This window comes from Marinigracilibium pacificum (genome assembly GCF_012926615.1).
In the GTDB taxonomy this organism is placed as follows: Bacteria; Bacteroidota; Bacteroidia; order Cytophagales; family Cyclobacteriaceae; genus Mangrovivirga; species Mangrovivirga pacifica.
On sequence record NZ_JABBNU010000002.1, the window covers coordinates 306,371 to 330,811 of the forward strand.

The window sequence follows — 24,441 nt, forward strand, 5'->3', positions numbered from 1 at the left end:
TTTAATTAATAATGAGAACTGATGCATTAAAAGTAAATTCAATTACCAACATTATAACGATAGCAACATGATCCCAGTATGTTGCAACCAATGTTTTTAAGCATCAATTAAACCAGATCCTTGAAATGTGATTTTTTCATCTTGTTCTGCAACTCTTCCTTCTTTAACTACTGAAGTCTTTGACCATTTATCGTGCCATCCTTCTTCACCTAAAAATGAAATTGCATCAAAAGGAATTAATCTTGTGAATGTTCTACCAATAACCCGCCATACACCTGGCTTATCACCTTTGGAAATAACTCTAGAGCCTGTTGCAAATTTACCAGGAGTTGCCTGGAATATACTTTCAAAGAAAATGTAATAGAATAAAAATGCGAAATATACAGAAATATTGAAGGCGAATTCATCGAGATGAGATAAGTATTCATAAAATAATCTATATACCAATATATCATGTAAGGTGACAGCTACATACAAAAAGCTAATCAATGAATCGATAATATGATGAGAAAAACGCATGCCTCTGCTTACAGGCATTTGATCTGCTTTAGATAAAATATTCTCACTTTTATCAACACTTAATTGTTTTATGATTTTATAAGATAAAGTCGTAAATATTATATTTTTTATAAAGTGAGGTATTATCCCCCAATTGTAAGCTGAGGTGTTTTCACTTTTGAAAAATATTAAGTTTAAGACACCATATAACAATCCAAAACTTGCTGTTAACAAAATAATCGAATAACAAATTCGAAGTAGATTTGATCTAGAACCGTTAGAATTTGTATATAGAATTGAGGCAAGGATAAATAGAGAAAACACGACAAGGCTCATTAAATTCAAATGTCCGGGTCCATTAGGATTTGAAACTAAAAAGATATTCATATTTGAAATCCAGACACCAGCATATGGTGTAAACCAATATAATGCCCCTGAAAAGATACTTGAGTCTTCACTGGTAATTGGGAAGAAAAAAGGATATAAAGTGCCAATTAAACCTAAAATGCTTAGAATAAATGATATTGGTACAATAGGAAGTTGATTGTTTTTCATTTTAATGTCCTTAGTATATGAGTATATACTTTATTTGAGAGATAGGTAAGCCTGGACAAAAAAATAGCGGATAAGAATTAACTTATCCGCCTTAGCAAAGCGATCAATCTTTAATCTTTAACCAAATCAATTGACAGCCTGCTGTATCTTTCAGTCGATTCGTTAGCGTCTATTAAATACGTATACGAACCATTTTTATATTCAGTTTCACCAACAAAGTCTATTGGTTGTATTGTAAATACCTCTCCATCAATCTCAAGTTCAACGTATGCATATCGGTATGCTACCTCAAAGGTTTGATAATCAGATGTTTCTCCACTGTTTAAATCGTTGAAAGTGTTTGAGTTAACAGTGATATTTTTATAATCAAATTGACTAATATTTTTTATACGAATCAGTAAAGGTTCGTCTTCTTTAGAACATCCTAACGTTAATAAAATTGGTAGAATAAAAAGCAATATTTTGGACTTCATGATTATTAGTTATTTCACTTAATATTATAACAATAATTATACCAATTGACTGTTTTTATATTGCATTAAATAATAAAAGAATCTGTTAAATGGAATATCATCTATGACTGGGGTTGTATTTAGCTCAAAATTTAATGCCAGACCAAAACTTTATTATCAGATTTATAATCTTAGATAAACTTCCAAGCATAAATATCTGGTAAACAAAGTATAATTTGATCTAAAATGCCAAATACAATTCCAAATTGTCGCTGTTGATAATTCGTATTCAAAATTATATTCGGTCTAGCTTATATACAACTTTTTATAGATAAATTAATATTAAAAAATTGAGCTATTAGTTTTTGTTGTGAATTTTTCCAGAAATTTCATCCCTTTATACGAGTTCCCTTTACTGTTTAAGCGGGGACTCCAAACAGCAATACTGTATTCTCCGGGTAAGACTGCTGCAATACCACCACCAACACCACTTTTACCTGGAAGTCCGACTTTAAAAGCAAAATCTCCAGCTTCATCGTAAAACCCACACATTTGCATTATTGCATTTACTCTTTTTGCTTTACTGGGAGTGAGTATCTTATTATTTGTTAACGGATCTGTACCCCGGTTCGCCAGAAACAAAAATGCTCTTGATAACTCAATGCAGTTCATTTCAACAGAGCATAGATAAAAGTAAAAATCCAGAACTTGATCAGGATCATTTTCGATATTACCAAATGATTTCATGAAATGGACTAAAGCTGAGTTTCGTTCTCCGGTAGATTTTTCAGATTCAGCAACGCTTTTGTTATAATTTATTTCATTTGAATTGGCTAATAGTCTAACAAATGAAAGAAACTCTTCTTTTGGATTTTCCAAATAGCTGATTAATATATCTGATACTACTAATGCTCCAGCGTTAATAAAAGGGTTTCTGGGTATTCCTTTTTCATATTCTAATTGAACCAGGGAATTAAACGGAGACCCGGAAGGTTCAACTCCAACTCTGTTCCATATACTGACACCCTCATTTTTAAAAGCAAGGATTAAAGAAAATACTTTGGCTATACTTTGAATGCTGAATTTTTCACTAGCATCACCAAAATCATAATGATGATTATCTAAAGTAGTCAAATGCACACCAAATTTTTCCGGATTAATATGTTTTAGCTCAGGGATATAATCTGCTACGTGTCCTAAGTCATTCATATCAGTTGTGTCATCTGCTATTTCTCTGAATATCTTTCTATAATCGAATGTCATACCTAAAGCTTTCATGCAATTTAAGTAGCTTATTATCAATTGAAAACCATTGAGAAGGAGAATGTTGAAATGAGTGAAATTTTGAAGAATAAGAATGAATATTTATCAATTATAAGATTGAATAATTGGAAATCTATTAATTCGGGGCATTTTGTAAATCAATCGGTGTTATTTAAAACAGATAGTGCTACCTTTGCACCCTTAAAATTTAAAAGGCTCGGAAGCAGGTAAATACATCTTTTTTCGGGTATGGGTTTATAGCCTTTTAAAAAATAATTCTAATGAAGAAAATTTTTAATTTATTTGACCTGAAGCAAAAGGTTAACTATTCGACAGAAATTCTATCTGGATTAACAGTTGCTTTAGCCTTGGTGCCGGAAGCAGTTGCCTTTGCGATGATTGCTAACCTTTCGCCACTTATTGGTTTGTATGCCGCTTTTGTGATGGGTTTGGTAACTTCAATTCTGGGAGGTAGGCCGGGTATGATTTCTGGTGCGACAGGAGCTGTTGCAACTGTAATTGCTGCGCTGGCACTTGATAAAGGGGCGGAATATGTGTTTGCTACTGTAATTCTAGCCGGTATTATTCAGGTGATTGCAGGAGTATTTAGGTTGGGTAAATTCATGAGGCTAGTTCCGCAACCAGTGATTTTTGGTTTTGTTAATGGACTGGCGATTATAATATTCAAAGCCCAGCTAGGTCAGTTTAAAGCTGATTCAGGCGAATGGTTAACAGGAACTCCTTTAATGCTTAATTTGGGTCTTGTATTGCTAACAATGTTTATAATCTGGGGTTTGCCAAAATTGACTAAGGTTTTCCCTTCATCGTTGGCTGCAATTCTTGCCATTTTTGGATTAGTTTCTGTATTAGGTATTGATACAAAAACAGTAGGTGATATAGCTTCAATTGATGGTGGATTCCCTCCATTCCATATTCCTGATGTTCCGTTTAATTTGGAAATGCTCAAGCTTATTTTTCCTTATGCATTAGTTGTTGCTGGAGTAGGTTTAATAGAATCATTATTGACTCTTAATATTGTCGATGAAATCACCCAAACACGTGGTAGAGGTAATAAAGAAGCTGTTGCCCAGGGTACTGCAAATATTCTTTCAGGTATGTTCTCGGGAATGGGAGGATGTGCAATGATTGGTCAGAGTTTGATTAATATTTCTTCAGGGGCAAGAGCACGACTTTCAGGTATTACGGCATCTGTAATGCTATTGATGTTTATCATGTTTGGTTCAGGTATTATTGAGATGGTTCCTATGGCTGCCTTGACTGGTGTAATGATAATGGTTTCGATTGGAACATTTGAGTGGGCAAGTTTAAAAACATTTAGAAGAATGCCTACATCAGATGTTATAGTTATGGTGGTTGTGGTTATCACTGTTTTGATGTTTGATCTTGCAGTAGCTGTTTTAATAGGTGTTATAATCGCAGCGCTTGTATTTGCTTGGGACAATGCGAAGAGAATTCGAGCAAGAAAGCACGTAGATGAAAACGGTATTAAACATTATGAAATATACGGTCCATTATTTTTTGGCTCTGTTAGTGTTTTTAATGAGAAATTTGATGTTAAGAATGATCCTGAGGAGGTAATAATTGATTTTGCCGAAAGCCGTGTTGTAGATATGTCTGCTATTGAAGCATTAAATAAATTGACAGAAAGGTATCAAAAAGAAGGGAAGGTGATTCACCTTAAGCATTTAAGTGAGGACTGTCGAAAGCTTTTAAACAATGCAGAGAAATTGATAGATGTAAATGTAATGGAAGACCCTACCTATAAAGTCGTGGTTGATAAAGTATAAGAAAAAGCCGGAGTTAATCTCCGGCTTTTTTTATGATATAGTTTCCCACCATAAATTATGATTATCAAATTCATTAAATGAAAATATCTCACCTAATGAAGGTGTGTAAATATTTACTCCATCTTGTTTTGCTTGAGAGACAAATCTTTCTATCGGATCTTTCCAGCTATGTAAAGCCAATGCAAATCCACCCCAATGTACGGGGATGGCTGTTTTTACATTTGAGTCAATTGCTGCCTGAATGGCTTCTTCAGGGTACATATGTATTTGGTGCCAGTGTTCATTATATTGGCCACATTCCATAAAACCGACATCAAATGAACCGAACTTTTTCCTAACTTCTTTGAAGTGAGTGTCATATCCTCCATCGCCACTCCAATACACAGAGTGATTGTCTGTTTGGAATACCCATCCACCCCAAAGTGATTTCGCCCTGTCAAGCAACCCTCTACCTGAAAAATGTCTGCTTGGTGTGAACGTGATTTTTATATCTTTAAAATTAGTGCTATCCCACCAGTCAAATTCCTTTATTTTATCTTTGTCTACACCCCATTTCTCTAAATGTCTTGATACTCCTAAGGCAACAAACCATTTGCTTACTTTAGCTGTTAATTTTTTAATACTTCTAAGATCGAGATGGTCATAATGATCATGAGTAATAAATACAGCATCCAAGTTTGGGAGCTGGTCAATTATGTTTAGTGTATTTTCACTAAATCGCTTAGTTTTAAAGGGAGCAATAGGAGAGGCATCTTCACCAAACATTGGGTCAATTAGAATGTTTTGATCATTTAGTCGCATCAAAAGTACTGAATGCCCATACCAGGCAAATCCTGGAGAATTTTGAATATTTAAAAAATGATTTTTATCAAATGGTATAACCTCTAATGGCATTGCAGGAGTCCTGATTTTTTTGTTTGTGAAGTTTTGTTTTAAAAGGCCTGGGAGTTTTTGAAGATTAATATTCATTGTCGTTTCAGACAAATTCACAAACTTTTCACCATCCCAATTAGGTGAATTCTTGAACTTTATTAAGTCCTTTTTTCTTACAGATTTCCCGAATTGCGGAGACTTTACCATTGATTTGATTTTTAGTCAATAACGGTTTACTCAGATAGAAAGTTTAAGTAAGATCGATTGATTAAATATTTGCATATGCAGCTTGAAAAAACTTAAGGTTCCTTTCTAGTTTGCCTAGTCCTTTTTCTTTCGGAAATTCAGTCTTTCTTAAGGTTTCAACCAGCAACTCATGTGCCTTGTTAAATTCTTCTTCTTTCTTGAATGTGCTCTTCCAAGGTCGGATTTTTTCATTGTCTATTGAGTAAACGGTTAATCCAATGCTATAAAATCTAAATGGGCAAAGGTAGTATTTAGAGCTTTTAATTAAGGGCTCTTCATTTACGATGAGATCATCAAATACATATATCCAGAATTTGATAAGGTTTTTCACTTTTGTTTTTGCATCCAGGTCTCTATTTCTCCAGCGGTTGTTTTCAGGTAGTCTGTGCTTTGGTAATTTTGAGCTTTCCAAGGCAAGTACTCTATCATATACCCATAAAGTGGTAGCATCATGGGTAATGTTTTTGAAAGAGTAATTTTCATTTTCATAGATAAGTTTCAGCTCAATAGGAGAAGAATAAAAATCATTATTATCGATATTAAGCATAATAGTATTTTCGTCTTTTTCTTCCCAGGTGCCTTCAAAATAATACGGATCGATGTAGTAATTAAATGTATTATCTTCTTTGATTGATATGAAGGAATTATTTGTTTTCACAGAATACATATCAATATATGCAGCTTTAACAAGATTGTCTATAGTCTCCTTATCGAGGTTCTTTTTGTTATTTTCAATTATTTTACCGATAACGGTTTCAGAGAGGGATTCATCAACAACTTTAATATCCTTCACGATACTTAGTTTATCTTCTCTTGTAAGGTTTTTAACTTGTTCATTTAAACCATCATGGTCATATATTGCAGGGATTTCCCAGTCTCCAACCGGTGATTTCTTGCCACAACTAAAAATTAAAAATGTTAGAATTAAAAATGCTGCTCTTTTTATCATGATTAAAAAAAATATTAATGGTATTTTACTTTATAGGAATCCAGATTTCTTCTTCTGAATCGGGGGATGTGTTGCTGTATTTTTCTCCCAAAACTTCAAAATGAGGTCGGTTATCTAACTGATATCCCGAGTTTGGTAGCCATTCAGTGAATATATATTGAAAAATTTGAGGGTTATTTGCTGGGCCTAAATAGTTAAAAACTGCATATGCTCCCTCAGGAATTATTAGTGTATTTAAATTTTCTGGGATATTGGAGTTTTTATTAACTAATACTCCTGCCCATTTAATGAATTCTGTATTTGGGTTGAATGAAGAGAAATAATCGTCTGGATAAATTTGAAGTGATATTTTTTCGCTCGATTTTCTGTTAGGGATAGATTTTACCAAAGGCTCAAAGGCTGACCATAATTTCCCTGTTTGATTATTGGTTAAAGACATTGGTAAATTGATTCCTACTAGTATTGATTCTGATAGTTTCTTGATTTCCGCGGTCATAGTAAATCTAAAAATTCAAATACGAATCTCGGAATTAAAAGGAATAAAAAAAAGGGATTTATCATCCCTCTTTTTGTTGGCTTTGCAATGTTTTATTAAAATTCTTGAATTGAGTTGTAAATGGATTGAGCAATTTCTTTCTGATGAGTAGGGTCTGTGAGCCTTTGCAGATCAGTTTTGTTTGATAAAAACCCTAATTCAATTAGTACACCAGGTATTTTAACATCACGTATTATTTTATAATTGGCAGTATTAATTTTACCAATATCCGTTATTGTTTTAACTTGGTCTGAGACAATTAGCTTACTCAATTTTCTAGCTTGTTCTTGATTTTTACCTTCAGGATAGTAGAATGCTTCAATTCCTTTCATTGATTCATCATTGTCGGAATTACAATGAAGGCTTATTAACAAATCTGCTTTACTGTTATTTATGAATTTCACTCTATCTTCTAATGAAATAAATTTATCAGTTGTCCTGCTTAATATTATTTTGATATTACTCTTTTGACTTAATTCACTAATATGCTTTGCTATCATTAAATTAATGTCTTTTTCATTATTTATACCTGGATCTTTTCCTCCATGTCCTGCATCAATAATTACAGTAAGTGGTTTTGAGTTATCCTTTTTAGGTGTGAAAGATGTTCCTGCCAAAATGGTTGCGAATATAATGATTGCTATTGAAGGAAAAAACCATCTGGTCTGCTTTGAATGATTGTTCGTTGATAACATATTTATTCTGTTTTTAGTTATTAAAAAGCTGAAGGCACTAGCTAGATTTTGATTTGATAGTTTAATATTTTCAATAATATGGGCTGCATATTTTGATATGTTGATTCCGGAATTAATAACGGCTCTGTCTGCCAGGTATTCGTGATTTTCTTTCACTTCTTTTTTATAAATCCATACAATTGGATTGAACCAGAAAGTGCAGCATAAAAGTTCGATTAAAATTATATCTAAAGAATGAAGCTGGCGGCTATGTGCTTGCTCATGATTTAAAATTGAATTGAAAAGTTCTTTATCTTTTATGTATTTATTGGAAACAAAAAGAAAATTGAAAAAGCTATGAGGAGATTTTGAGTTTTCAGTAATAATTAATTTCAGGCCTTTAATTTCCTTGTGTTTAGATGATCCTATTTGAATGCATATCGCAATTATGTTAAAGGTAAATCTACAGATTAGGAGTGAAAATATTACTGAGTATAATGATTGTAATATTTTAGAGAAATCAAATTCTGACCTTTCAATGATTTCGATTGTATTCTTATTTATATCTGGATTTGGATATATTATTTCTTCTATGTTTGAATATGAAATCTCTGGTTTGTCTGGGAGAAATGTGTTGATTTCAATTTCAAATAATGGAAATGTAATACAAAGTATTAATGTAAAAAGTAAATACCATCTATTAAATATCAAGTTTGAATCCTTCTTCAAAAATATTTTGTATAGAAATAAAGCTGAAGCAAGTGAAATCGAAGAGTAAATTATATAATTAAGCATATTAACCTTCCTTCTTTTTAATTTGGTTCTTAATGATTTCTTCAAGCTCTTTTAATTCATCAATGCTCATATCAGTGCTTTTAGTAAAGAAGGAAGCAAATTGAGTTGATGAATTATTGAAAAAGTCGCTTACTATTGAACCTATTTGACCTTTGAAATATTCATTCTTTTTTATGAGTGGATAGTATTGTTTGTCGCGACCAAGTTTTGTGAAACCAATAAGTTTTTTATCAACCATTCGATTAACTAAAGTGGAAATGGTTGTGTATGCAGGTCCGTCAGAAGGAAACTGATCCACTATATCTTTCATGAATCCTTTTTCAATTTTCCAAAGGTATTTCATGATTTGCAATTCTGAATTATTTAAAGGCTTTACGTCCACAAAAGTAGTTTTTTAATTACAAATGTAAATTAGTTACTACAATTGTAGTTAAAAGAATTATAAAAATCAAATATTTAAGCATAAAAAAAGGGAGGCAACAGCCTCCCTTTATAAATTTAATCTTAAAATTTATTCCGCACTCTTAAATATGTAGAGTCCATTTCTTGAATCACTTACGTATTTATAACCACTATCTGAAATTCCGTAAATACCCCATGCACCACTGAAAACTTCTCCTGTTTCGGTAGGAGCAGTGTCATACTCAAATGCAAGTGTTGGATTTGCAGGGTCTGAAATATCATATACCTTGTAGCCTGCTGTATAGTATGAGAAATATGCATAATCTCCAACAATGTGAACATTATGTAGGATAGATGTTTCATCACTAATAGAGGTTAGTAAAACCGGATTAGTTTTGTCAGTAATATCATAGATATAAAAGTCATCTCCTGTTGGGTTGCTTTGGAATGCAAGCTCATCACACATTACTAAAACAGTTTGGTCTGCATTGGTCCATCCACTATGATAATATCTAACTTCTGGTGTTTGAATTGCACCTATTGAATCTGGGTTTGAAGGATCAGAAATATTATAAATTATTGCCCCCAGTGAACCATGGAAATCATATAAGTAGTCTCCGTTTACATGAGCTTCATGGCCATCGCCTTTATTGTCAGACCATAAAAATGTTGGATTTTCAGGGTCTGTAGCTATATCATAAATTTTAATACCCGGAGAACTAGCTATCAGAAGACCAGTTTCGGTAGTTAATATGTTGTGTGCACCAGAGAACTCACTTACAACTACTGGTGATTTTGGGTTGCTTAAATCAATAATGTAACCAGGATCTGATGGTCTGCCTGAAACTGTATATGCATAATTGCCATAAGTTTTTATGTCAAATCCATATACACCGGGTACTGAGCTTATTTGTTTTGGGTTTTCAATATCAGAATGGTCGACAACATACATTCCTCCTTGACCAAAAAATGAATTGTCATTTTGAGCTTTATAGCCTACAAGAATATATTCTTGGTTTTGAGTTGGAGATTCAAATGCCCAAATGTCTTTAATATCATTCATGAAATTAAGTCTTCCTGCAAGTTCATTAGGAGAGTGATTGTATACCGGTGGTTCTTTATCCTCAGGTTTAACATCTTCTTTTGTACATGCTGATATAAATAATACTAGTAGCGAGAAAAAGATTAAATTATTTTTCATTGAATTATTAATGTTGATTGATAGATGAGATAGAATTTATTAAGAATTTTATACACTTTAAATGTTGAAATTAATCTCTATTGATAACTATTCAAACCTTTTCAATTAAAACTATTAGTGTTAGCTATAATTAAACTGCTTGAGATATAAAAGAGGAAAGAATTCTCTCCTCTTTTGTAGTGGGGTAATCATAAAAAACATATTTGAATGATTCTCAAAAACCATTCCAATGAAGGTGATGTTATAATATATTTTTTATTTTAAATTCCTTATTTCTAAAAACAAAGATGTCATCCTTTTTTAAGTTGAGTAATGCATTAGCAAGTGGTGTTATAGGTGATATAGCAAAAAAGTCAGTGTTGTCAATTACAATTTTTCCAAGACTTACGGATATGTAGTAATTTCCAGAAGTTGTAAAAACTAAAGCACCTGACTCAACAATAGAATGATTTTTATTTAGGTTTATACTATTTAAAACCTGTAATATCTTTCTGTTTTCTGCTAACTGTGCCGAAAATTTATCTTTTTCCAGTTGAGCCATTGCTCTACCAGTTTCATACTTATCACCAGCACTACTTTTAGTTTCATTGTTTGCAGAGTCCTGAGCTTCTTTCATGCCTTGCTCTATTAAGGCAATCTTTTTAGTGGTTTCATCAATACAGTATTGGTGAATTTTATTCTTTAATTCTGTTTCTTTATTAGTCATTGTAAAAATTGCTATTCCAATCTTTTATAAATATACTGCTGATTCCCTCCTTTAATTGTAAGGATATTGGAATTAAGATTGAAAGTTAAATCTTTACTTTTAATAAACTCTAAATATTGAGGCTCAAGATTATCATCAGGGCAACTGTTTTCAGTTACTGTTAAACTGTTTAATAAAATAGATGAATCTTTAATTTCTAAATTCCCTTTATACATGTTGCAGCCAGAATAACCAATAACTTTTTTATTAGCGACATCAAATTGAATATTTGGCTTCTTTCTCTCAGATGAAATAGTGTTACCATTAATGCTATTTAATATCCAAACACCATTAATAGCTGCCTGTCCACGATAATTACCACATCCTTCATAACTATTGATTTCATTTGATGTATTATTTATAAGTTGGACTGTAACGGTGTAGTTGCTTTCTGGCAAACATTTTTCTGGCCTAATCATAATGTTAATTGCATGCTCATCATTTTTTGATCTGTATGAAGTTGCATTTACATCCTGAATAGGAATTGGTGCATTTGTAGGAAATATATATTCAAGATCTTCATCGTTATCAATGATTTTTAAAATTATGTTTTGATCAAATGTCAACAAAAGGTTCCATGTATTTGAGTCTGTGGCTTCAAAATCAACTTTTCCAATTTTAGTATTAATGGTCTTGTTGTCATCGTTTACACCTGATTCATTCCTTGGGCTACAACTAATGAAAAGCAACAAAAGGACTGAGAGTTTAAGAGCTGTGTAGTTCATTTAATACTTTAATTTATGGTTTAATATTCAGGGAAATTTTGTTTTATAGCCCTTTCTGTTTTAAAATATGAGATAATAAATGAAGCAAAAATTATACTTAAAGAAATGAAGATTTCAAGGTTTTCATTGATGGATAATATTGAGCCAATTAATCCTAAAACAATCATTGAAAATCCCCAGCCAAGTAATTCTTTCGAAGAGTATTTTTGAGCAAAGTCCCATTTTTCTTGAGAATTCATAACGGACTTGGATCGGTAACCATAAGCCCAGTTAGGTGTTTTTGGTGGCCACTTTTTCATTATTAAACCGGCAATTATCATTGACAAACCAGTCAGCGATAATACAATGAAGAGTACTGATTGAAAGTTGAAATTCATAATCCTTGTCCAAATGTTAATAAATACCCATCCGGATCAATTATATCAAAATCACGCATTTGATAATCTCTGTTTCCGATAGGGTTATGTATAGGTGTATTGTTTTTTATTAACTCACTATAATATGAGTCTATATTTTCAACGAAAATATACATAATAGGGATGGGATTTTTATTTTCACTATAGCTGTTTTTTTTTGATAAGTGGATAGATAATCTGTCACCAGCTGATAAAATAGCATAAGTAATTGGGATCTCCCATGTGAAATTAGATGTAAAACCTATTTTTTGGACATAGAATTCTATTGATTTATTAATGTCGTTAACATGAAGTATTGTAGCACCATGAGAAATCATGTGTTTCATTAAATCTAAATAATGTATTATCAGAATGTTTTAACTAAAATGAATTTCGTGATTTATTAAAATCTTTATTACCACATTCTGGAAATTAATAAAGATATTGTCCAGCTATCATAGGCATTAAGGCGGATATCATAGGTTAAGGGTATAGCAACTTCCCACTTTTCATTCACATGAGTGCTAAATTCATAACCTACCCTGAAAATAGATAAAGTTTTTTGAGGAGCATATTCGAACCCACCACCAAAGACTACACTACTATGATCTGTAAATTTATATGTTGCCATCAGAGCAGGGGCAATTGGTCTTTCACGTTCTACAATTTCTTTTTCATTACTATTGCGAAGGTTTTCCTCTACTTCGAAAGTTTCAATGATGATATCTACATGAATACCCAGACTCCAACGTCTATTGAAATGATAATCATAAACTATGGCAAATGAAGGGACGGTTAACCATTTTATTCCTTCAGCAGTACTTCCACGTGATACGTGCGTATGTCCAAGGCCTACACCAAGTTTGTTATGATAAACATGATGTTGCAGGTTTTCAGGTTGGGTATCATGATCATGATCATGTTGAGCCATACCTACAAAGGATAATAATATTGAAAACAAAATAATTAGGAGGTACTTCATAACTAAAATAGTTTGCGAGATTACTCAAGTGTTCCGGCTTTGGCATCACTTACCATATCTTCATTAGCATAAATTGCTAACTCAACTCTTCTGTTTTTTGCACGGTTTGCTTCATCATTCGGGTATTTGGGTTGGTTTTCTCCATACCATTTTGAAGTTAATCTAGACCGATCAATTCCTTGGGCAACAAGATAGTTTTCAACGGCCTTTGCTCTTTTTTCTGATAGGGCCATATTGTAATCAGCAGCACCAGTATCATCTGTATGTCCTTCAATTAAAATATTAGTATCCTCGTATTTTTTAAAAACATCTGCAGCAGCATTTAAGTCTTCTTTATAGCTTTCGCTGATATCTGATGAATTAATTTTAAACGCAAGACTGGCATCAAATGTCATGTTAATACCTTCGCCAACTCGTTGTACCTCTGCCGTTGGTACTGCCTGTTCAAGCTCACGAGCTTGTTTGTCCATTTTTTTGCCAATAAGGTTACCTGCTGTTCCACCAATAGCTGCTCCGGCAAGGATGCCCCAGATGCTACCTTTTGAAACTGCTGCCCCAATGGCTGCCCCACCTGCAGCACCAACTGCGGTTCCTTTTTGTTGTTTATTCCAATTTGAACATCCGAAAATTAAGGATGCAACAATCAAGTATGATACTATTTTTTTCATAACGGTTTCGATTATATTATTTACAAACAAGAGCAGCGAACATGTCTTTATTCATGTCTTCGAGCCCAAGTTCAATTGCTTTGTTTAATTCTGTACAGACTAGATTTTTTTCGTCTGGAGTCATTTTTTCTTTTAGTTCCTTTGCTTTGGTAGTTCCATACTTGTCACTTACCATTCTAAGAGCAGTATTACTTCTGATGGAGTACATATCAAGGTCGGCTTTACCCATTGCTACGGCTTTGTCAAAAGCAGAGAATGCTTCATCATACTGGCCGGACATCACGTACATTTCTCCTTTTTGAATCCAGAATTCTGTGTTGTCAGGATCTAATGCCATAGCCTGATCAAGAAAGATCAAGGCAGAGTCTCTGTCTCCAAGCTGTCGGTCGTAAATTGCTGCCATTAATGCATAATTTGCAGCTCTTTCTGAGGTATTCTGATTGTTTTCAGTAAGCTCGATAACTTTGGCAAGCTCACTTTTTGAGGCTTCGGTATTTCCCAATTTGCTATATGCAACGCCTTTTTGGAAGTGTGCTGACAAATTTCTGTCTTTAGTTATTTTGAGTGCTGCATCAGCTTCACTAATAGCCTGATCGTACTGGCCAAGTCCATTGTATGCTTCAGCACGACCAACTGCACTTAATACTTTAGCATCTTTGGTTTTGCAATCGTCTGAAAAAGCTGTGAATTGAGAAAGTGCATCATTGTACGATTTGTTGTGCAATGCTTCATTAGCAGTATTTAATAGCTCTCTGCACTTTTTGCCCATTGTAAATGTCTGGGAGAAAGTAATAGCTGGAGTGTAGATAATCATTATGAATATGATCACTCTTGTGAAGATCAATTTCATTTTGTGGGTCTTTGTGTGTAGTAAAATTTATTTTTCAATCATCAAAAGGATGAATTTTATTCCAATCATTTTTCATATCAACGATTGTCCATCCTTTGTCCATGGCAATGTCAAGTGCATTATTGAATTGCCCTACAGAAGACTCACGGTCGTAAGCCCATTCTCTTTCGTCATCAGTATGATGTACAAACAAAATAAAGTGATTATTGTTTGAGGCTGTCCATTGCGCCATTTGTAGATCACCATCAGAATTACCAGCAGTAAATATTGGTTTCTTACCAATAATGCGATTAATAGCTAGGGGTTTACCTTCTTTATCATCTATAAAATCTATCTCAGGTAATTTTTTGATTATCGGGTCTCCATTAACAATTGAAAATTCTGATTTAATTGTTGATCCTATTATTTGTTCTTTTGGAATACTGTAGGCTTTTTCTACCCACGGTCTCATAAATTCTACTCCACCCCCGGAAACGATATAAACTTTAAATTGATTTTTTTGTAGGTATTCAACCAACTCTATCATTGGCTGAAATGTCATTTCGTTAAAATGCTTGCCTGATTTTGGATGAGCACTTTTGTTTATCCAATCAATAACAGCCTTTTCAAACTCCACTGTAGTTACTCCGGCATGAGACTTCATTACAAGCTCCATCAATTCATGCATAGTAATGGAGGAAAGGACTTCTGGGTTGTCGCTATTTAATTTTGTGAATAAAGCGTCCTTTTGCCATTCAGGATGATTATTTGAGAGTTTTTTGTATCTGTCAATTGCAAAAAAGACCTGGAAATAGAATGGTTTTTCTGACCAAAGTGTTCCGTCATTATCAAATGTGGCGATTCTATCAGCAGGCTTAACAAAATTTTTTGAAGTTTCATTTGTTATAGCTTCTACAAAATCAATAATGCTTTGTTTAGTATTTCCTTCATTCCAGGATGGCAGCGGATCAGCAATCACGTCGGTAGTTATTACCTCAGATTCTTTCTTTGGCTGTTCATCATTTGAATTCTGGCAATTAGAAAATAGAATCAAAAGAATTAATAATGATGCTTTTAGTCGCATATGATTGTATTTAATTTAATTTCTTTGGTATAGATTAAAAAATACAATTGATCATGCATTTGAAACCACATCTGAAATTGGTTGTTATGGTTGTCTGCTTATAGTAATTTATTAAAAAATAAAAAGATTGTGTGGGGATTGGGGATAAAAAAAAGCAAGGGAATTTCCTTGCTTTAAAAAATTGATCAAATTTCTAAGACTCAGCTTAATAGCTCCCTAGGGTAAGGCTGCTATATATTTTTCATTTTTATTATTGTATGAATAATTAATTTCTTCCAGATCACTAACCTTTTTAACTGTTAATACAAAAGGCGTCTGTTGTACATAGAATTTCATTGTGTTGTTGAACACAGGACTAACAAATATCTGCATTAAGCAAGATTTGGTGTTTTTGTCTCTGATGGTAATAGTCCTTGAATCTTCATTGTAAACCCAAAAAGCATTATAGATATAATAGTCAGAAAGCCTGATATTAAAGTTAGCTTGTTGTTTGGAATCAAATTCGAATGAAGATCTGTTGAATTCTGTAATAATGAGGTCCATCATTTCGCGTTGGTCCTCCGTCATGTTAAGCCGCACTGGTAGTTCTGCTTTTTGAACCACCCATTTTCCTGTTATCTCAGTTTTGTTCTGGCCGAAAGACCCAAAATATAACAAAATTGAGATGAAGACAATCGATAAAACTTTCATTTGATGGTAAAACAGTGCTTTAAAAGTGTTTTTAAATTTTGGCAATTCTTGGTATTAAAAGTAAAATAATTACGATTAAGTCACTTCAAAGATAGGTTAATGATTATTAATTTTCAAATAATGTCTTGCATTTATTTGTCTTCATAGGTGTTTTTTTATGATTAATCGAAATTATTATAGAATAAACTTAAGTTTTTTATTACTAAAGGGGTTACCTTTTTGTAATGGTATTTTTTCAATTATAAATTGAATTATAGTTATTTTTCCGTTATAAATAATCGTTATAATTCATATAATCGAAATAAAGTTTTGTAGTATTTAAAGATTGTTATGAATTGTATTATTCAAAAAAAGCTTTTGGATAGGCTACTGTTCCACTTATATTACTTAACGAATTGGGAATCAGTTCTATTGCCATGCAATATTGGGGAGGGATATTGAAGGTAGTTTTGAGATTGAACTCCGACATTTGTTTGTATCCAAATCGAGGGTAATAATCTTCATGTCCGATAAGAACAATTGAATTAAATCCTTTTTTCAGGGCTCTTATGTGAGCTTCTTTAATAAGCTGTCCGCCTATACCTTTATTTTGATATTTTGGTAGAACACACACAGGTGCCATAGCCAGAGCCTCAAAGATTTCATTATCTGTTATAATTGAGATTTTTATAAGCAGGATAAAACCAATCACTTGATTTTTATATTCAGCAACTAAAGCAAGGTCTGGAATGTAATTACTAGTCATCCTTAGCCTTTCGACCAAATATTCCTCATTATGATCACTTTCAGGAACATTTTTGAAAGCTTTGGAAATAACCTGAGTAACACATTCGTAATCAGATTGGGATTCCGGCCGGATTGTTACCTTCATGATTATCTGCTAATATATTTTTATAAAATGAAACCTTATAAATTAACTCTGATTAGCTAACTATAGGCAAACTGAACTTTGTCTGTTGAATATAGTCAATATATAAAAATAATTGAAATCATATTAGTATGTTGAAAACAACTGGTAAGCATCGATTAGTTATTTTATTTCTGAACTTATTAAATAGTCAGTACCTAAATAACGTTTATCTCCCAAAGTATACCAACTTCTCTTTTGGGGTATTTTCATTCCCTCTACTTCAATTTCATCTTCAAGATAAATAATTTCACCACCACCTGATTTTTTTACAAACTGATAGCCTATCATCCGGTAGTTGTCTTTCATGATAAAGTAATCCCAGATATCTGTATCGTATTCAACTGTGATTTTATAGACCGGAATGTCATTAAAAACTGTATCAGAATATTCATCTTTAAATGATGTTCCAGGATCTGTCAGCTTCATTGGGAGACCCCAAAGGTAGGTGTAGTAATTTCGTAATTTGAATACACGACCGCAATCAACATCACCCTTAGTTATAAAGCAGGAATCATTGACTACTCCATGGATTTCGGTATCTCCACGGTTAATCCTGAATTCGTTTTTGTTATTGTCTAGCCATACGGTAGTATTTCGGATCACTTGTGAATCTCCTGACAAATGTATTTCTTCATATTTTAATTGACCTTTAAATTTTGGCCAGTTTCCCTGAGGATCATGATAAGCTATTGATTTGCCTATGATATACTTAGGATCTTGCTTCTTTCCACAAGAAAATATGAAACAGCAAATAATTAAAAAGGTAAATAACGATGATTTTTTTCCCATGAATTTTGTACTTGAATTTATAAATAAAACTCCCTTTTTATGAATAAGCAATTTTAGAAGTGATTTAAAATTGTCTGCATTTGTTTTTGAAAGAAAATAGATGTTTCTGGAGGAATGACTTCCGAAGTTTTTCTATTTTCAAGTATATCCATTGAGACTGCATCTATCTCAAATTCAAAGCCTTTACCTTTTCGATTGTCAAAATATTCATCAACCTTTTCTTCAACTTTGAATAAACTGCATGATTTTGCTCTCCAAAAATCTGGTATATCGATATATCCCTCTTCTCCGATAATATAAGTGTGGTTATTAAGTTTTGATCTGAATGAGGTATGTAAAGAAGCCGACCTGGAATTTGAATAGTGGAAAAGCATATTTACTTCATCATCTGCCCCAGTAGGTGCACGATGTCCGAAAATGTCAATTTTCATTGGATCGTCTTTCATGAATAATCGGGCCATTGCAAGGGTATAAATTCCCATATCCAGCAATGATCCTCCAGCTAATTCCGGATTAAACAATCTTGATTTCGGGTCGAAAGGCTTCGGGTATCCAAAGTCTGACTTAACTGTTAGAACTTCACCTATCCTACCTTCATTTATCCATTCTTGTGCTTTGATAATTGCCGGCAGGAAGTAGGTCCACATGCCTTCAATCAGATATTGGTTATTAGATTTTGCGGTTTCAAATAATTCAATTGCCTCTTCAGGATTTACTGTAAGCGGTTTTTCACATAAAATGGCTTTGCCGGCATTAAGTGCATCACTTGAATTTTTAAAATGAAAATTATGGGGTGTTGCTACATAAACTGCATCCACATCAGGTGAATTGTAAAGATCAGAATAGTTATAGAACGTAGAAGGGATTTTATACTGCTTCGCAAAGTCATCTGCTCTGTTTTTATTATTTGAAGCCACAGCAGTAATTTCACCATACTTAGAAAATTTAATGTCTGAAGCAAACTGATGGGCAATTCTTCCCGGGCCTACAATACCCCATTTGATCTTTTTCATTTTATAATTAAAGATTTTTTCATAAAGTTAAAAGACTTCTCTATATGAGCAACTTCAATTCTTGGTAAGAATGACATTTATTTCTATTGCATTAATTATTTATTAGGTCTATTTAATTGTTTTCACAATATTTGAGTGAATTGGAAGTCAATAATTTTTGACGTATTATTGAAGTGACCAGATGATTTTTTTATATGTATTTGATAGGATATGACATAGGAAGTTCTTCAATTAAAGCAGCATTATTTAATGCCGAAACGAATGAAACTGTTGCAGTGGTTCAATATCCTGAATCAGACATGGATATGATGTCAAGACAAAGTGGCTGGGCAGAACAGCAACCTGAAGTTTGGTGGAATGATTTTATTTCAGTTTCAAGAAAGTTATTGTCGGTTACATCTGTTAAATCTTCTGATATTCAATCTATTGGGCTTTCCTATCAAATGCATAGTTTGGTTCTTATTGATAAATACAATCAGGTTCTCAGACCATCGATAATCTGGTGTGATAGTCGTGCAGTTGAAATTGGCAAAAAGGCATTTGAGATCTTAGGAAAGACTAAAACGCTACAACACTTGTTAAATTCTCCAGGTAATTTTACTGCATCAAAGTTAAAATGGGTCAAGGATAACGAACCCCACATTTATGAAAATACACATAAAGTATTATTGCCTGGAGATTACATTGCGATGCGCCTTACAGGTGAAATTAATACTACAATACCTGGGCTTTCTGAAGGCATATTCTGGGATTTTAAAAATAAGCGGATTTCTGAAGAATTACTTGAATATTATGGTATTGAACACAATTTAATACCTGAAACAACTTCTGTTCTCGGAATTCAGGGCAGAGTTACGAAACAAGCTGCCGAAATTACAGGTTTGGCGAAGGGAATTCCGGTGACTTACCGCGCTGGTGATCAACCTACGAATGCGATGTCTCTTAATGTTATGAGACCTAATGAAATAGCAGCTACATGTGGTACTTCAGGAGTAGTATATGGTGTGGTTGATAAGCTTTTATATGATGAAAAGTCGCGGGTGAATTCGTTTGCGCATGTTAACTATGAAGATAATTTCGATAGAATAGGTGTGTTATTGTGTCTGAATGGTGCAGGTGTTCAATATAGTTGGATGAAAAATCAAATAGCCCGATCGGGTAGAAGCTATTCAGATATGGAAAGAATGGTTTCAACAGTCCCAATTGGAAGTGATGGGTTGTGTATTCTCCCTTTTGGTAACGGGGCTGAACGAATGCTGGAAAATAAAAATGTAAACTCTCATATATTTAACATTCAATTTAACAGACATAGCAGAGCTCATTTATATCGCGCAGCATTAGAAGGAGTTGCGTTTTCGTTCGTACATGGTGTGAATATATTAAAGGAAATGGGACTCAAAGTTGATGTGATGCGTGTAGGTAATGATAATATGTTTCAGTCAGAAGTGTTTTCTTCAACTATCGCTACAATGCTTGATTGCCATATTGAAGTTGTTGATACAACAGGTGCTATTGGAGCAGCAAGGGCAGCAGGTGTTGGTGCCGGTATTTATAAAAGTCTGGAAGAGGCATTACAAGGGATTAGCCCCTCAATAGTCTATGGGCCGCAATTCAATAAAATTAATTGTCAGCAAGCTTATTATTTATGGGAATCTTGTCTTGAAACAGCACTTATTTCAAATCCTAGAAAGGATAACCCTGAAAAGTTAAAAGCTGAGCTGGAAAGCCTTGAAAAATCATTAAGTAAAAAGAGTATGGATATAACTTCTCTTCATTTGCAGCTGCAAGCCAGGGATGAGGTTCTAAATGAAGTTAAAAATGATCTGAAGAAACTATCTGATCATATCTCTGATGACAAGAAAAAAGTATTTGAACGAGTTATAAGAAAAATCAATCAAAATTTCTCTGCTGATACCCAATGGAAAAAGTTTGAAGATCATTTTGAACTTATCCATAGTGATTTCTTTAAAGGGCTTAAAAATAGTTATCCGGACCTTTCAACCGCTGAGATTAAACTTTTGGCTTTATTGAAAATGAAATTAACAACCAAAGATATTGCCAGTCAATTGAATTTGTCAGTTAGAGGAGTCGAAACAAAGAGGTACAGGCTTCGTAAGAAACTAGATTTAAATAAAGAGTTAAGCCTTGAAGATTTTCTGGAGCAGGTATCCTGAATTTGTTAAGAAGTTTGAAAGCAACTATTTTATTTTGATTTTATTGAAGTGAGTAACTTCATTATATTGGAAGGTCAATAATCTGTTTAATTGAATTCTTTGATTACTTTCAATTACCCTCATATATTATTCTTTTTTTCTACATATAAGAAATTGACGTAGTGATGAATGGATTTTGACGAATCCTTGTAGGGCTATGTTTTTTAGAAATATGGAAAATATCACTGTCTTTTGTTAAGGCTCGAATAAAAGCTGAAATCAAATACCAGATGAAATTGAAAAGTAAGAAATAAATGAGTAGCTATTTAATTGGATTTGACATTGGGAGTTCGTCAGTAAAGGCATCTTTAGTAAATGCAGATACAAGCGAGACAATCCGAAGTGTCCATTATCCTCCGACTGAGATGGATGTGGTCTCCAGGCAAAAGGGCTGGGCGGAGCAAAATCCTGAATTATGGTGGGAAAATGTATGTAATGCCAGTGAAAAACTACTTTCAGATATTTCAATAGACGTCTCAAAGATAATTGGAATTGGTTTAAGTTATCAAATGCATGGGCTTGTTTTAGTTGATGAAAATTATCAAGTACTCAGACCTTCAATAATCTGGAGTGATAGCAGGGCTGTAGAAATTGGAAACAAAGCCTTTATTGAAATTGGAGAGAAAAAATGTCTTGATCACCTGATGAATTCTCCAGGTAATTTCACCATGTCAAAACTAAAGTGGGTCTTTGAAAACGAACCTGAAATTTATGAACAAGTCCACAAGTTTATGCTTCCGGGAGACTTTATTGCAATGAAAATGACCGGCAGGATCACCTCAACCATTCCTGGAATGTCTGAAGCTATGCTCTGGGACTTTAAAAATAATAAAATTGCAGATTTTGTACTTCAATATTTTGGCTTTGATCAAAAGGTAGTTCCTGAAATATTACCAACTTTTTCGATTCAAGGTAACTTAACGCCTGGTTCAGCAAAGCAGCTGGGATTATGTCCTGGAATACCAATAGCGTATCGCGCCGGCGACCAGCCAAATAATGCAATGTCATTAAACGTATTTAACCCGGGCGAAATTGCAGCAACTGGGGGTACTTCAGGGGTTGTGTATGCAGTCGTTGATCATCCTGTTTCTGATGAGCAGTCAAGGGTTAATGGTTTTGCACATGTTAATTATACCAAGTTGGATCCTAAAATTGGAGTTCTTTTATGTATCAATGGAACCGGCAGCCTTTACCGGTGGATAAGACAGCAGGTTGCAACTGATAATATTTCTTATAATGATATGGAAAAGGCAGCATCAGCCGTTCCAGTGGGTTCAGATGGACTAAGAGTTATTCCATTTGGAAATGGAGCTGAGAGAATGCTCAACAATAGAAATATTGGTTCACAAATAGTAAACCTTCAGTTTAACAGGCACACTAGAAGTCATCTATACAGAGCAGCTTTGGAAGGTATTGCTTTTTCATTTGTATATGGAATCAAAATTCTAAACGAAATAGGGATCAGGTCACATGTGATTAGAGTAGGTAATGATAATCTCTTTCAGTCTGAAATTTTTGCTACTACGGTTTCAGCATTAACAAAATGTAAAATCGAAGTCATAGGAACAACAGGTGCTGCGGGAGCTGCTCTAGGAGCGGGAATAGGTGTTGGGCGATATGAAAATACTCAACAGGCCTTTGGTAAAATTGAAGTTAAAGATGTGATTGATAAGCAAGATTTAAAAGGGAGCTACTCCATTGCCTATAAAAATTGGACAAAAGATCTTGGCAAGCTTATCATTGATTAGCATTTAAGATACAGATAAACATAGAAAAATGAGTAAAAAAATGAAAACACTAAATGATCAGGGAGAAGGGGTTGTTTTAGGTGAAAAAGAATACTTTAAGGGTATTTCTAAAATAGAATTTGAAGGGAGAGATTCTGATAATCCACTTGCTTTTAAATATTATGATGAGAATAAGAAAGTTGGTGGTAAAACACTCAAAGAGCATTTTCGATTTGCAGTTGCCTATTGGCATACATTCTGCGGTACTGGTGATGATCCGTTTGGGGTAGGCACAAAAGAATTCCCCTGGTTGGAAAAAGCAGATGCAATCGGAAAGGCAAAAGATAAAATGGACGCTGCATTTGAGTTTATTTCCAAACTAGGTGTTCCTTATTATTGTTTCCATGATTTTGATCTGGTTGAAGAGGGGGGTACAATCACAGAATCCGAAAAGAGGCTCGATGAAATTTCTGATTATGCTTTAGAAAAACAAAAGGCTTCAGGGGTTAAACTTCTGTGGGGGACAGCCAATTTATTCAGTCATCCTAGATTTATGAATGGAGCCATTACAAATCCGGATTTTGATATTTTGGCTCATGCAGGTGCACAGGTTAAAAATGCACTTGATGTTACGATCAAACTGGGTGGAGAAAATTATGTTTTTTGGGGAGGACGCGAGGGGTATATGTCTCTCCTGAATACTAATATGAAGAAGGAGCAGGAACATTTTGCCAGATTTCTTCATATGGCGAAAGATTATGCAAGAGCTAATGGTTTTAAGGGGCAGTTTTTTATAGAGCCAAAGCCAGCAGAACCAACTAAGCATCAGTATGATTTCGATGCAGCTACTGTAATTGGTTTTTTAAGACATAATGGGTTGGATAAAGACTTTAAATTAAACCTTGAAGTAAATCATGCCACACTGGCTAATCATACTTTTGCCCATGAGCTACAAGTAGCTGTTGATGCCGGAATGCTAGGGAGTATTGATGCAAACAGGGGTGATTACCAGAATGGCTGGGATACTGATCAATTTCCCGTTAATATTTATGAAGTTGTTCAGGAAATGATGATTATCCTTCAGGGAAATGGGTTTAAAGGTGGAGGAGTTAATTTTGATGCAAAACTAAGAAGAAATTCAACCGATCTGGAAGATATATTTTACGCTCATATCGGAGCAATGGATGTATATGCCCGGGCATTGATGATAGCTCATGATATACTCGAAAATTCGGATTTCATGAATATGAGAAAAGCACGATATAGTTCTTTCAATACATTGGAAGGGACAGCTTTCGAATCCGGGAAATTATCATTAGAGGATCTTCATAAAATTGCACACCGTAACGGAGAACCACGATTACGAAGTGGAAAGCAGGAGCTGTTTGAAAATATTATTAACCAATATATCCGATAATAT

26 protein-coding genes are annotated in these 24,441 nt (G+C 33.7%); 5 read left to right on the forward strand and 21 right to left on the reverse strand.

Annotated elements, in window-relative coordinates:
• Positions 1-96: 96 nt before the first annotated feature.
• From HH304_RS03875 to HH304_RS03885, 3 genes are all read right to left on the reverse strand, one after another.
• Positions 97-1,053 (reverse strand): RDD family protein, encoded by a 957-nt coding sequence (locus HH304_RS03875; RefSeq protein WP_169678147.1) that lies wholly within the window; start codon positions 1,051-1,053, stop codon positions 97-99.
• Between the two features lie 110 nt (positions 1,054-1,163).
• Entirely contained in the window at positions 1,164-1,526 is a 363-nt protein-coding gene (locus HH304_RS03880; RefSeq protein WP_169678148.1) for a hypothetical protein, read from the reverse strand.
• 321 nt (positions 1,527-1,847) lie between these two features.
• Positions 1,848-2,783: a glutaminase gene (locus HH304_RS03885; protein WP_169678149.1), complete on the reverse strand. Its 936-nt coding sequence runs from the start codon at positions 2,781-2,783 to the stop codon at positions 1,848-1,850.
• A gap of 266 nt (positions 2,784-3,049) precedes the next feature.
• Between HH304_RS03885 and HH304_RS03890 the strand changes: the two genes are divergently transcribed.
• Positions 3,050-4,576: a SulP family inorganic anion transporter gene (locus tag HH304_RS03890; RefSeq protein WP_169678150.1), complete on the forward strand. Its 1,527-nt coding sequence runs from the start codon at positions 3,050-3,052 to the stop codon at positions 4,574-4,576.
• Positions 4,577-4,606: 30 nt separating this feature from the next.
• On the opposite strand, the gene HH304_RS03895 is transcribed toward HH304_RS03890, so the two are convergent.
• From HH304_RS03895 to HH304_RS03910, 4 genes are all read right to left on the reverse strand, one after another.
• Positions 4,607-5,656: an MBL fold metallo-hydrolase gene (locus HH304_RS03895; RefSeq protein ID WP_169678151.1), complete on the reverse strand. Its 1,050-nt coding sequence runs from the start codon at positions 5,654-5,656 to the stop codon at positions 4,607-4,609.
• A gap of 61 nt (positions 5,657-5,717) precedes the next feature.
• Positions 5,718-6,644, reverse strand: a complete 927-nt coding sequence (locus tag HH304_RS03900; RefSeq protein WP_169678152.1) for a hypothetical protein — start codon at positions 6,642-6,644, stop codon at positions 5,718-5,720.
• Between the two features lie 25 nt (positions 6,645-6,669).
• The gene (locus HH304_RS03905; protein WP_169678153.1) at positions 6,670-7,140 is read right to left on the reverse strand and encodes a GyrI-like domain-containing protein; all 471 of its coding nucleotides are present in this window, start codon (positions 7,138-7,140) and stop codon (positions 6,670-6,672) included.
• Between the two features lie 95 nt (positions 7,141-7,235).
• Positions 7,236-8,417 (reverse strand): N-acetylmuramoyl-L-alanine amidase, encoded by a 1,182-nt coding sequence (locus HH304_RS03910; protein ID WP_333908742.1) that lies wholly within the window; start codon positions 8,415-8,417, stop codon positions 7,236-7,238.
• On the opposite strand from HH304_RS03910, the gene HH304_RS21160 reads away from it, so the two are divergent.
• Positions 8,302-8,631 (forward strand): hypothetical protein, encoded by a 330-nt coding sequence (locus HH304_RS21160; protein ID WP_271711505.1) that lies wholly within the window; start codon positions 8,302-8,304, stop codon positions 8,629-8,631. The genes HH304_RS03910 and HH304_RS21160 overlap by 116 nt on opposite strands.
• Positions 8,632-8,649: 18 nt before the next feature.
• On the opposite strand, the gene HH304_RS03915 is transcribed toward HH304_RS21160, so the two are convergent.
• From HH304_RS03915 to HH304_RS03980, 14 genes are all read right to left on the reverse strand, one after another.
• Positions 8,650-9,030 carry a BlaI/MecI/CopY family transcriptional regulator gene (locus HH304_RS03915; RefSeq protein WP_169678155.1) on the reverse strand — a complete coding sequence of 127 codons (381 nt, stop codon included), beginning with the start codon at positions 9,028-9,030 and terminating at the stop codon, positions 8,650-8,652.
• A 129-nt stretch (positions 9,031-9,159) separates the two neighbouring features.
• Complete coding sequence (locus HH304_RS03920) at positions 9,160-10,251, reverse strand: LVIVD repeat-containing protein (RefSeq protein WP_169678156.1); 1,092 nt, start codon at positions 10,249-10,251, stop codon at positions 9,160-9,162.
• Positions 10,252-10,492: 241 nt separating this feature from the next.
• Positions 10,493-10,957: a 3-oxoacyl-ACP synthase gene (locus HH304_RS03925; protein WP_169678157.1), complete on the reverse strand. Its 465-nt coding sequence runs from the start codon at positions 10,955-10,957 to the stop codon at positions 10,493-10,495.
• Between the two features lie 11 nt (positions 10,958-10,968).
• Positions 10,969-11,721: an META domain-containing protein gene (locus HH304_RS03930; protein WP_169678158.1), complete on the reverse strand. Its 753-nt coding sequence runs from the start codon at positions 11,719-11,721 to the stop codon at positions 10,969-10,971.
• Between the two features lie 20 nt (positions 11,722-11,741).
• Positions 11,742-12,098, reverse strand: a complete 357-nt coding sequence (locus HH304_RS03935; RefSeq protein ID WP_169678159.1) for an SdpI family protein — start codon at positions 12,096-12,098, stop codon at positions 11,742-11,744.
• Complete coding sequence (locus HH304_RS03940; protein ID WP_169678160.1) at positions 12,095-12,463, reverse strand: VOC family protein; 369 nt, start codon at positions 12,461-12,463, stop codon at positions 12,095-12,097. Before HH304_RS03940 ends, HH304_RS03935 begins: the two co-directional genes overlap by 4 nt.
• 68 nt (positions 12,464-12,531) lie before the next feature.
• Positions 12,532-13,098: a hypothetical protein gene (locus HH304_RS03945; protein ID WP_169678161.1), complete on the reverse strand. Its 567-nt coding sequence runs from the start codon at positions 13,096-13,098 to the stop codon at positions 12,532-12,534.
• Positions 13,099-13,118: 20 nt separating this feature from the next.
• The gene (locus HH304_RS03950) at positions 13,119-13,766 is read right to left on the reverse strand and encodes an OmpA family protein (protein ID WP_169678162.1); all 648 of its coding nucleotides are present in this window, start codon (positions 13,764-13,766) and stop codon (positions 13,119-13,121) included.
• Positions 13,767-13,782: 16 nt separating this feature from the next.
• Entirely contained in the window at positions 13,783-14,616 is an 834-nt protein-coding gene (locus HH304_RS03955; protein WP_169678163.1) for a tetratricopeptide repeat protein, read from the reverse strand.
• A gap of 34 nt (positions 14,617-14,650) precedes the next feature.
• Complete coding sequence (locus HH304_RS03960; RefSeq protein ID WP_169678164.1) at positions 14,651-15,679, reverse strand: HAD family hydrolase; 1,029 nt, start codon at positions 15,677-15,679, stop codon at positions 14,651-14,653.
• Between the two features lie 216 nt (positions 15,680-15,895).
• Positions 15,896-16,369: a hypothetical protein gene (locus tag HH304_RS03965; RefSeq protein WP_271711486.1), complete on the reverse strand. Its 474-nt coding sequence runs from the start codon at positions 16,367-16,369 to the stop codon at positions 15,896-15,898.
• A gap of 340 nt (positions 16,370-16,709) precedes the next feature.
• A complete protein-coding gene (locus HH304_RS03970; protein WP_169678166.1) occupies positions 16,710-17,240 on the reverse strand; it encodes a GNAT family N-acetyltransferase in 531 nt (176 codons plus the stop codon).
• Between the two features lie 159 nt (positions 17,241-17,399).
• A complete protein-coding gene (locus HH304_RS03975; protein WP_169678167.1) occupies positions 17,400-18,068 on the reverse strand; it encodes a DUF6503 family protein in 669 nt (222 codons plus the stop codon).
• Between the two features lie 53 nt (positions 18,069-18,121).
• A complete protein-coding gene (locus HH304_RS03980) occupies positions 18,122-19,081 on the reverse strand; it encodes a Gfo/Idh/MocA family protein (protein WP_169678168.1) in 960 nt (319 codons plus the stop codon).
• A gap of 194 nt (positions 19,082-19,275) precedes the next feature.
• On the opposite strand from HH304_RS03980, the gene HH304_RS03985 reads away from it, so the two are divergent.
• The 3 genes from HH304_RS03985 to xylA all read left to right on the forward strand — a co-directional run bounded on the left by HH304_RS03985 (position 19,276) and on the right by xylA (position 24,438).
• The gene (locus tag HH304_RS03985) at positions 19,276-21,255 is read left to right on the forward strand and encodes an FGGY family carbohydrate kinase (protein WP_169678169.1); all 1,980 of its coding nucleotides are present in this window, start codon (positions 19,276-19,278) and stop codon (positions 21,253-21,255) included.
• Positions 21,256-21,548: 293 nt separating this feature from the next.
• Positions 21,549-23,042, forward strand: a complete 1,494-nt coding sequence (locus tag HH304_RS03990; protein WP_169678170.1) for a xylulokinase — start codon at positions 21,549-21,551, stop codon at positions 23,040-23,042.
• A 40-nt stretch (positions 23,043-23,082) separates the two neighbouring features.
• The gene (gene xylA, locus HH304_RS03995; RefSeq protein WP_169678171.1) at positions 23,083-24,438 is read left to right on the forward strand and encodes a xylose isomerase; all 1,356 of its coding nucleotides are present in this window, start codon (positions 23,083-23,085) and stop codon (positions 24,436-24,438) included.
• The last annotated feature ends 3 nt before the right edge of the window (positions 24,439-24,441 follow it).

Coding starts and splice junctions, on each gene's coding strand:
- HH304_RS03875 (WP_169678147.1), bottom strand. CDS start 1,053: ATGAAAAACAATCAACTTCCTATTGTACCAATATCATTTATTCTAAGC.
- HH304_RS03880 (WP_169678148.1), bottom strand. CDS start 1,526: ATGAAGTCCAAAATATTGCTTTTTATTCTACCAATTTTATTAACGTTA.
- HH304_RS03885 (WP_169678149.1), bottom strand. CDS start 2,783: ATGAAAGCTTTAGGTATGACATTCGATTATAGAAAGATATTCAGAGAA.
- HH304_RS03890 (WP_169678150.1), top strand. CDS start 3,050: ATGAAGAAAATTTTTAATTTATTTGACCTGAAGCAAAAGGTTAACTAT.
- HH304_RS03895 (WP_169678151.1), bottom strand. CDS start 5,656: ATGGTAAAGTCTCCGCAATTCGGGAAATCTGTAAGAAAAAAGGACTTA.
- HH304_RS03900 (WP_169678152.1), bottom strand. CDS start 6,644: ATGATAAAAAGAGCAGCATTTTTAATTCTAACATTTTTAATTTTTAGT.
- HH304_RS03905 (WP_169678153.1), bottom strand. CDS start 7,140: ATGACCGCGGAAATCAAGAAACTATCAGAATCAATACTAGTAGGAATC.
- HH304_RS21160 (WP_271711505.1), top strand. CDS start 8,302: ATGTTAAAGGTAAATCTACAGATTAGGAGTGAAAATATTACTGAGTAT.
- HH304_RS03920 (WP_169678156.1), bottom strand. CDS start 10,251: ATGAAAAATAATTTAATCTTTTTCTCGCTACTAGTATTATTTATATCA.
- HH304_RS03925 (WP_169678157.1), bottom strand. CDS start 10,957: ATGACTAATAAAGAAACAGAATTAAAGAATAAAATTCACCAATACTGT.
- HH304_RS03930 (WP_169678158.1), bottom strand. CDS start 11,721: ATGAACTACACAGCTCTTAAACTCTCAGTCCTTTTGTTGCTTTTCATT.
- HH304_RS03935 (WP_169678159.1), bottom strand. CDS start 12,098: ATGAATTTCAACTTTCAATCAGTACTCTTCATTGTATTATCGCTGACT.
- HH304_RS03940 (WP_169678160.1), bottom strand. CDS start 12,463: ATGAAACACATGATTTCTCATGGTGCTACAATACTTCATGTTAACGAC.
- HH304_RS03945 (WP_169678161.1), bottom strand. CDS start 13,098: ATGAAGTACCTCCTAATTATTTTGTTTTCAATATTATTATCCTTTGTA.
- HH304_RS03950 (WP_169678162.1), bottom strand. CDS start 13,766: ATGAAAAAAATAGTATCATACTTGATTGTTGCATCCTTAATTTTCGGA.
- HH304_RS03955 (WP_169678163.1), bottom strand. CDS start 14,616: ATGAAATTGATCTTCACAAGAGTGATCATATTCATAATGATTATCTAC.
- HH304_RS03960 (WP_169678164.1), bottom strand. CDS start 15,679: ATGCGACTAAAAGCATCATTATTAATTCTTTTGATTCTATTTTCTAAT.
- HH304_RS03965 (WP_271711486.1), bottom strand. CDS start 16,369: ATGAAAGTTTTATCGATTGTCTTCATCTCAATTTTGTTATATTTTGGG.
- HH304_RS03970 (WP_169678166.1), bottom strand. CDS start 17,240: ATGAAGGTAACAATCCGGCCGGAATCCCAATCTGATTACGAATGTGTT.
- HH304_RS03975 (WP_169678167.1), bottom strand. CDS start 18,068: ATGGGAAAAAAATCATCGTTATTTACCTTTTTAATTATTTGCTGTTTC.
- HH304_RS03980 (WP_169678168.1), bottom strand. CDS start 19,081: ATGAAAAAGATCAAATGGGGTATTGTAGGCCCGGGAAGAATTGCCCAT.
- HH304_RS03985 (WP_169678169.1), top strand. CDS start 19,276: ATGTATTTGATAGGATATGACATAGGAAGTTCTTCAATTAAAGCAGCA.
- HH304_RS03990 (WP_169678170.1), top strand. CDS start 21,549: ATGAGTAGCTATTTAATTGGATTTGACATTGGGAGTTCGTCAGTAAAG.
- xylA (WP_169678171.1), top strand. CDS start 23,083: ATGAAAACACTAAATGATCAGGGAGAAGGGGTTGTTTTAGGTGAAAAA.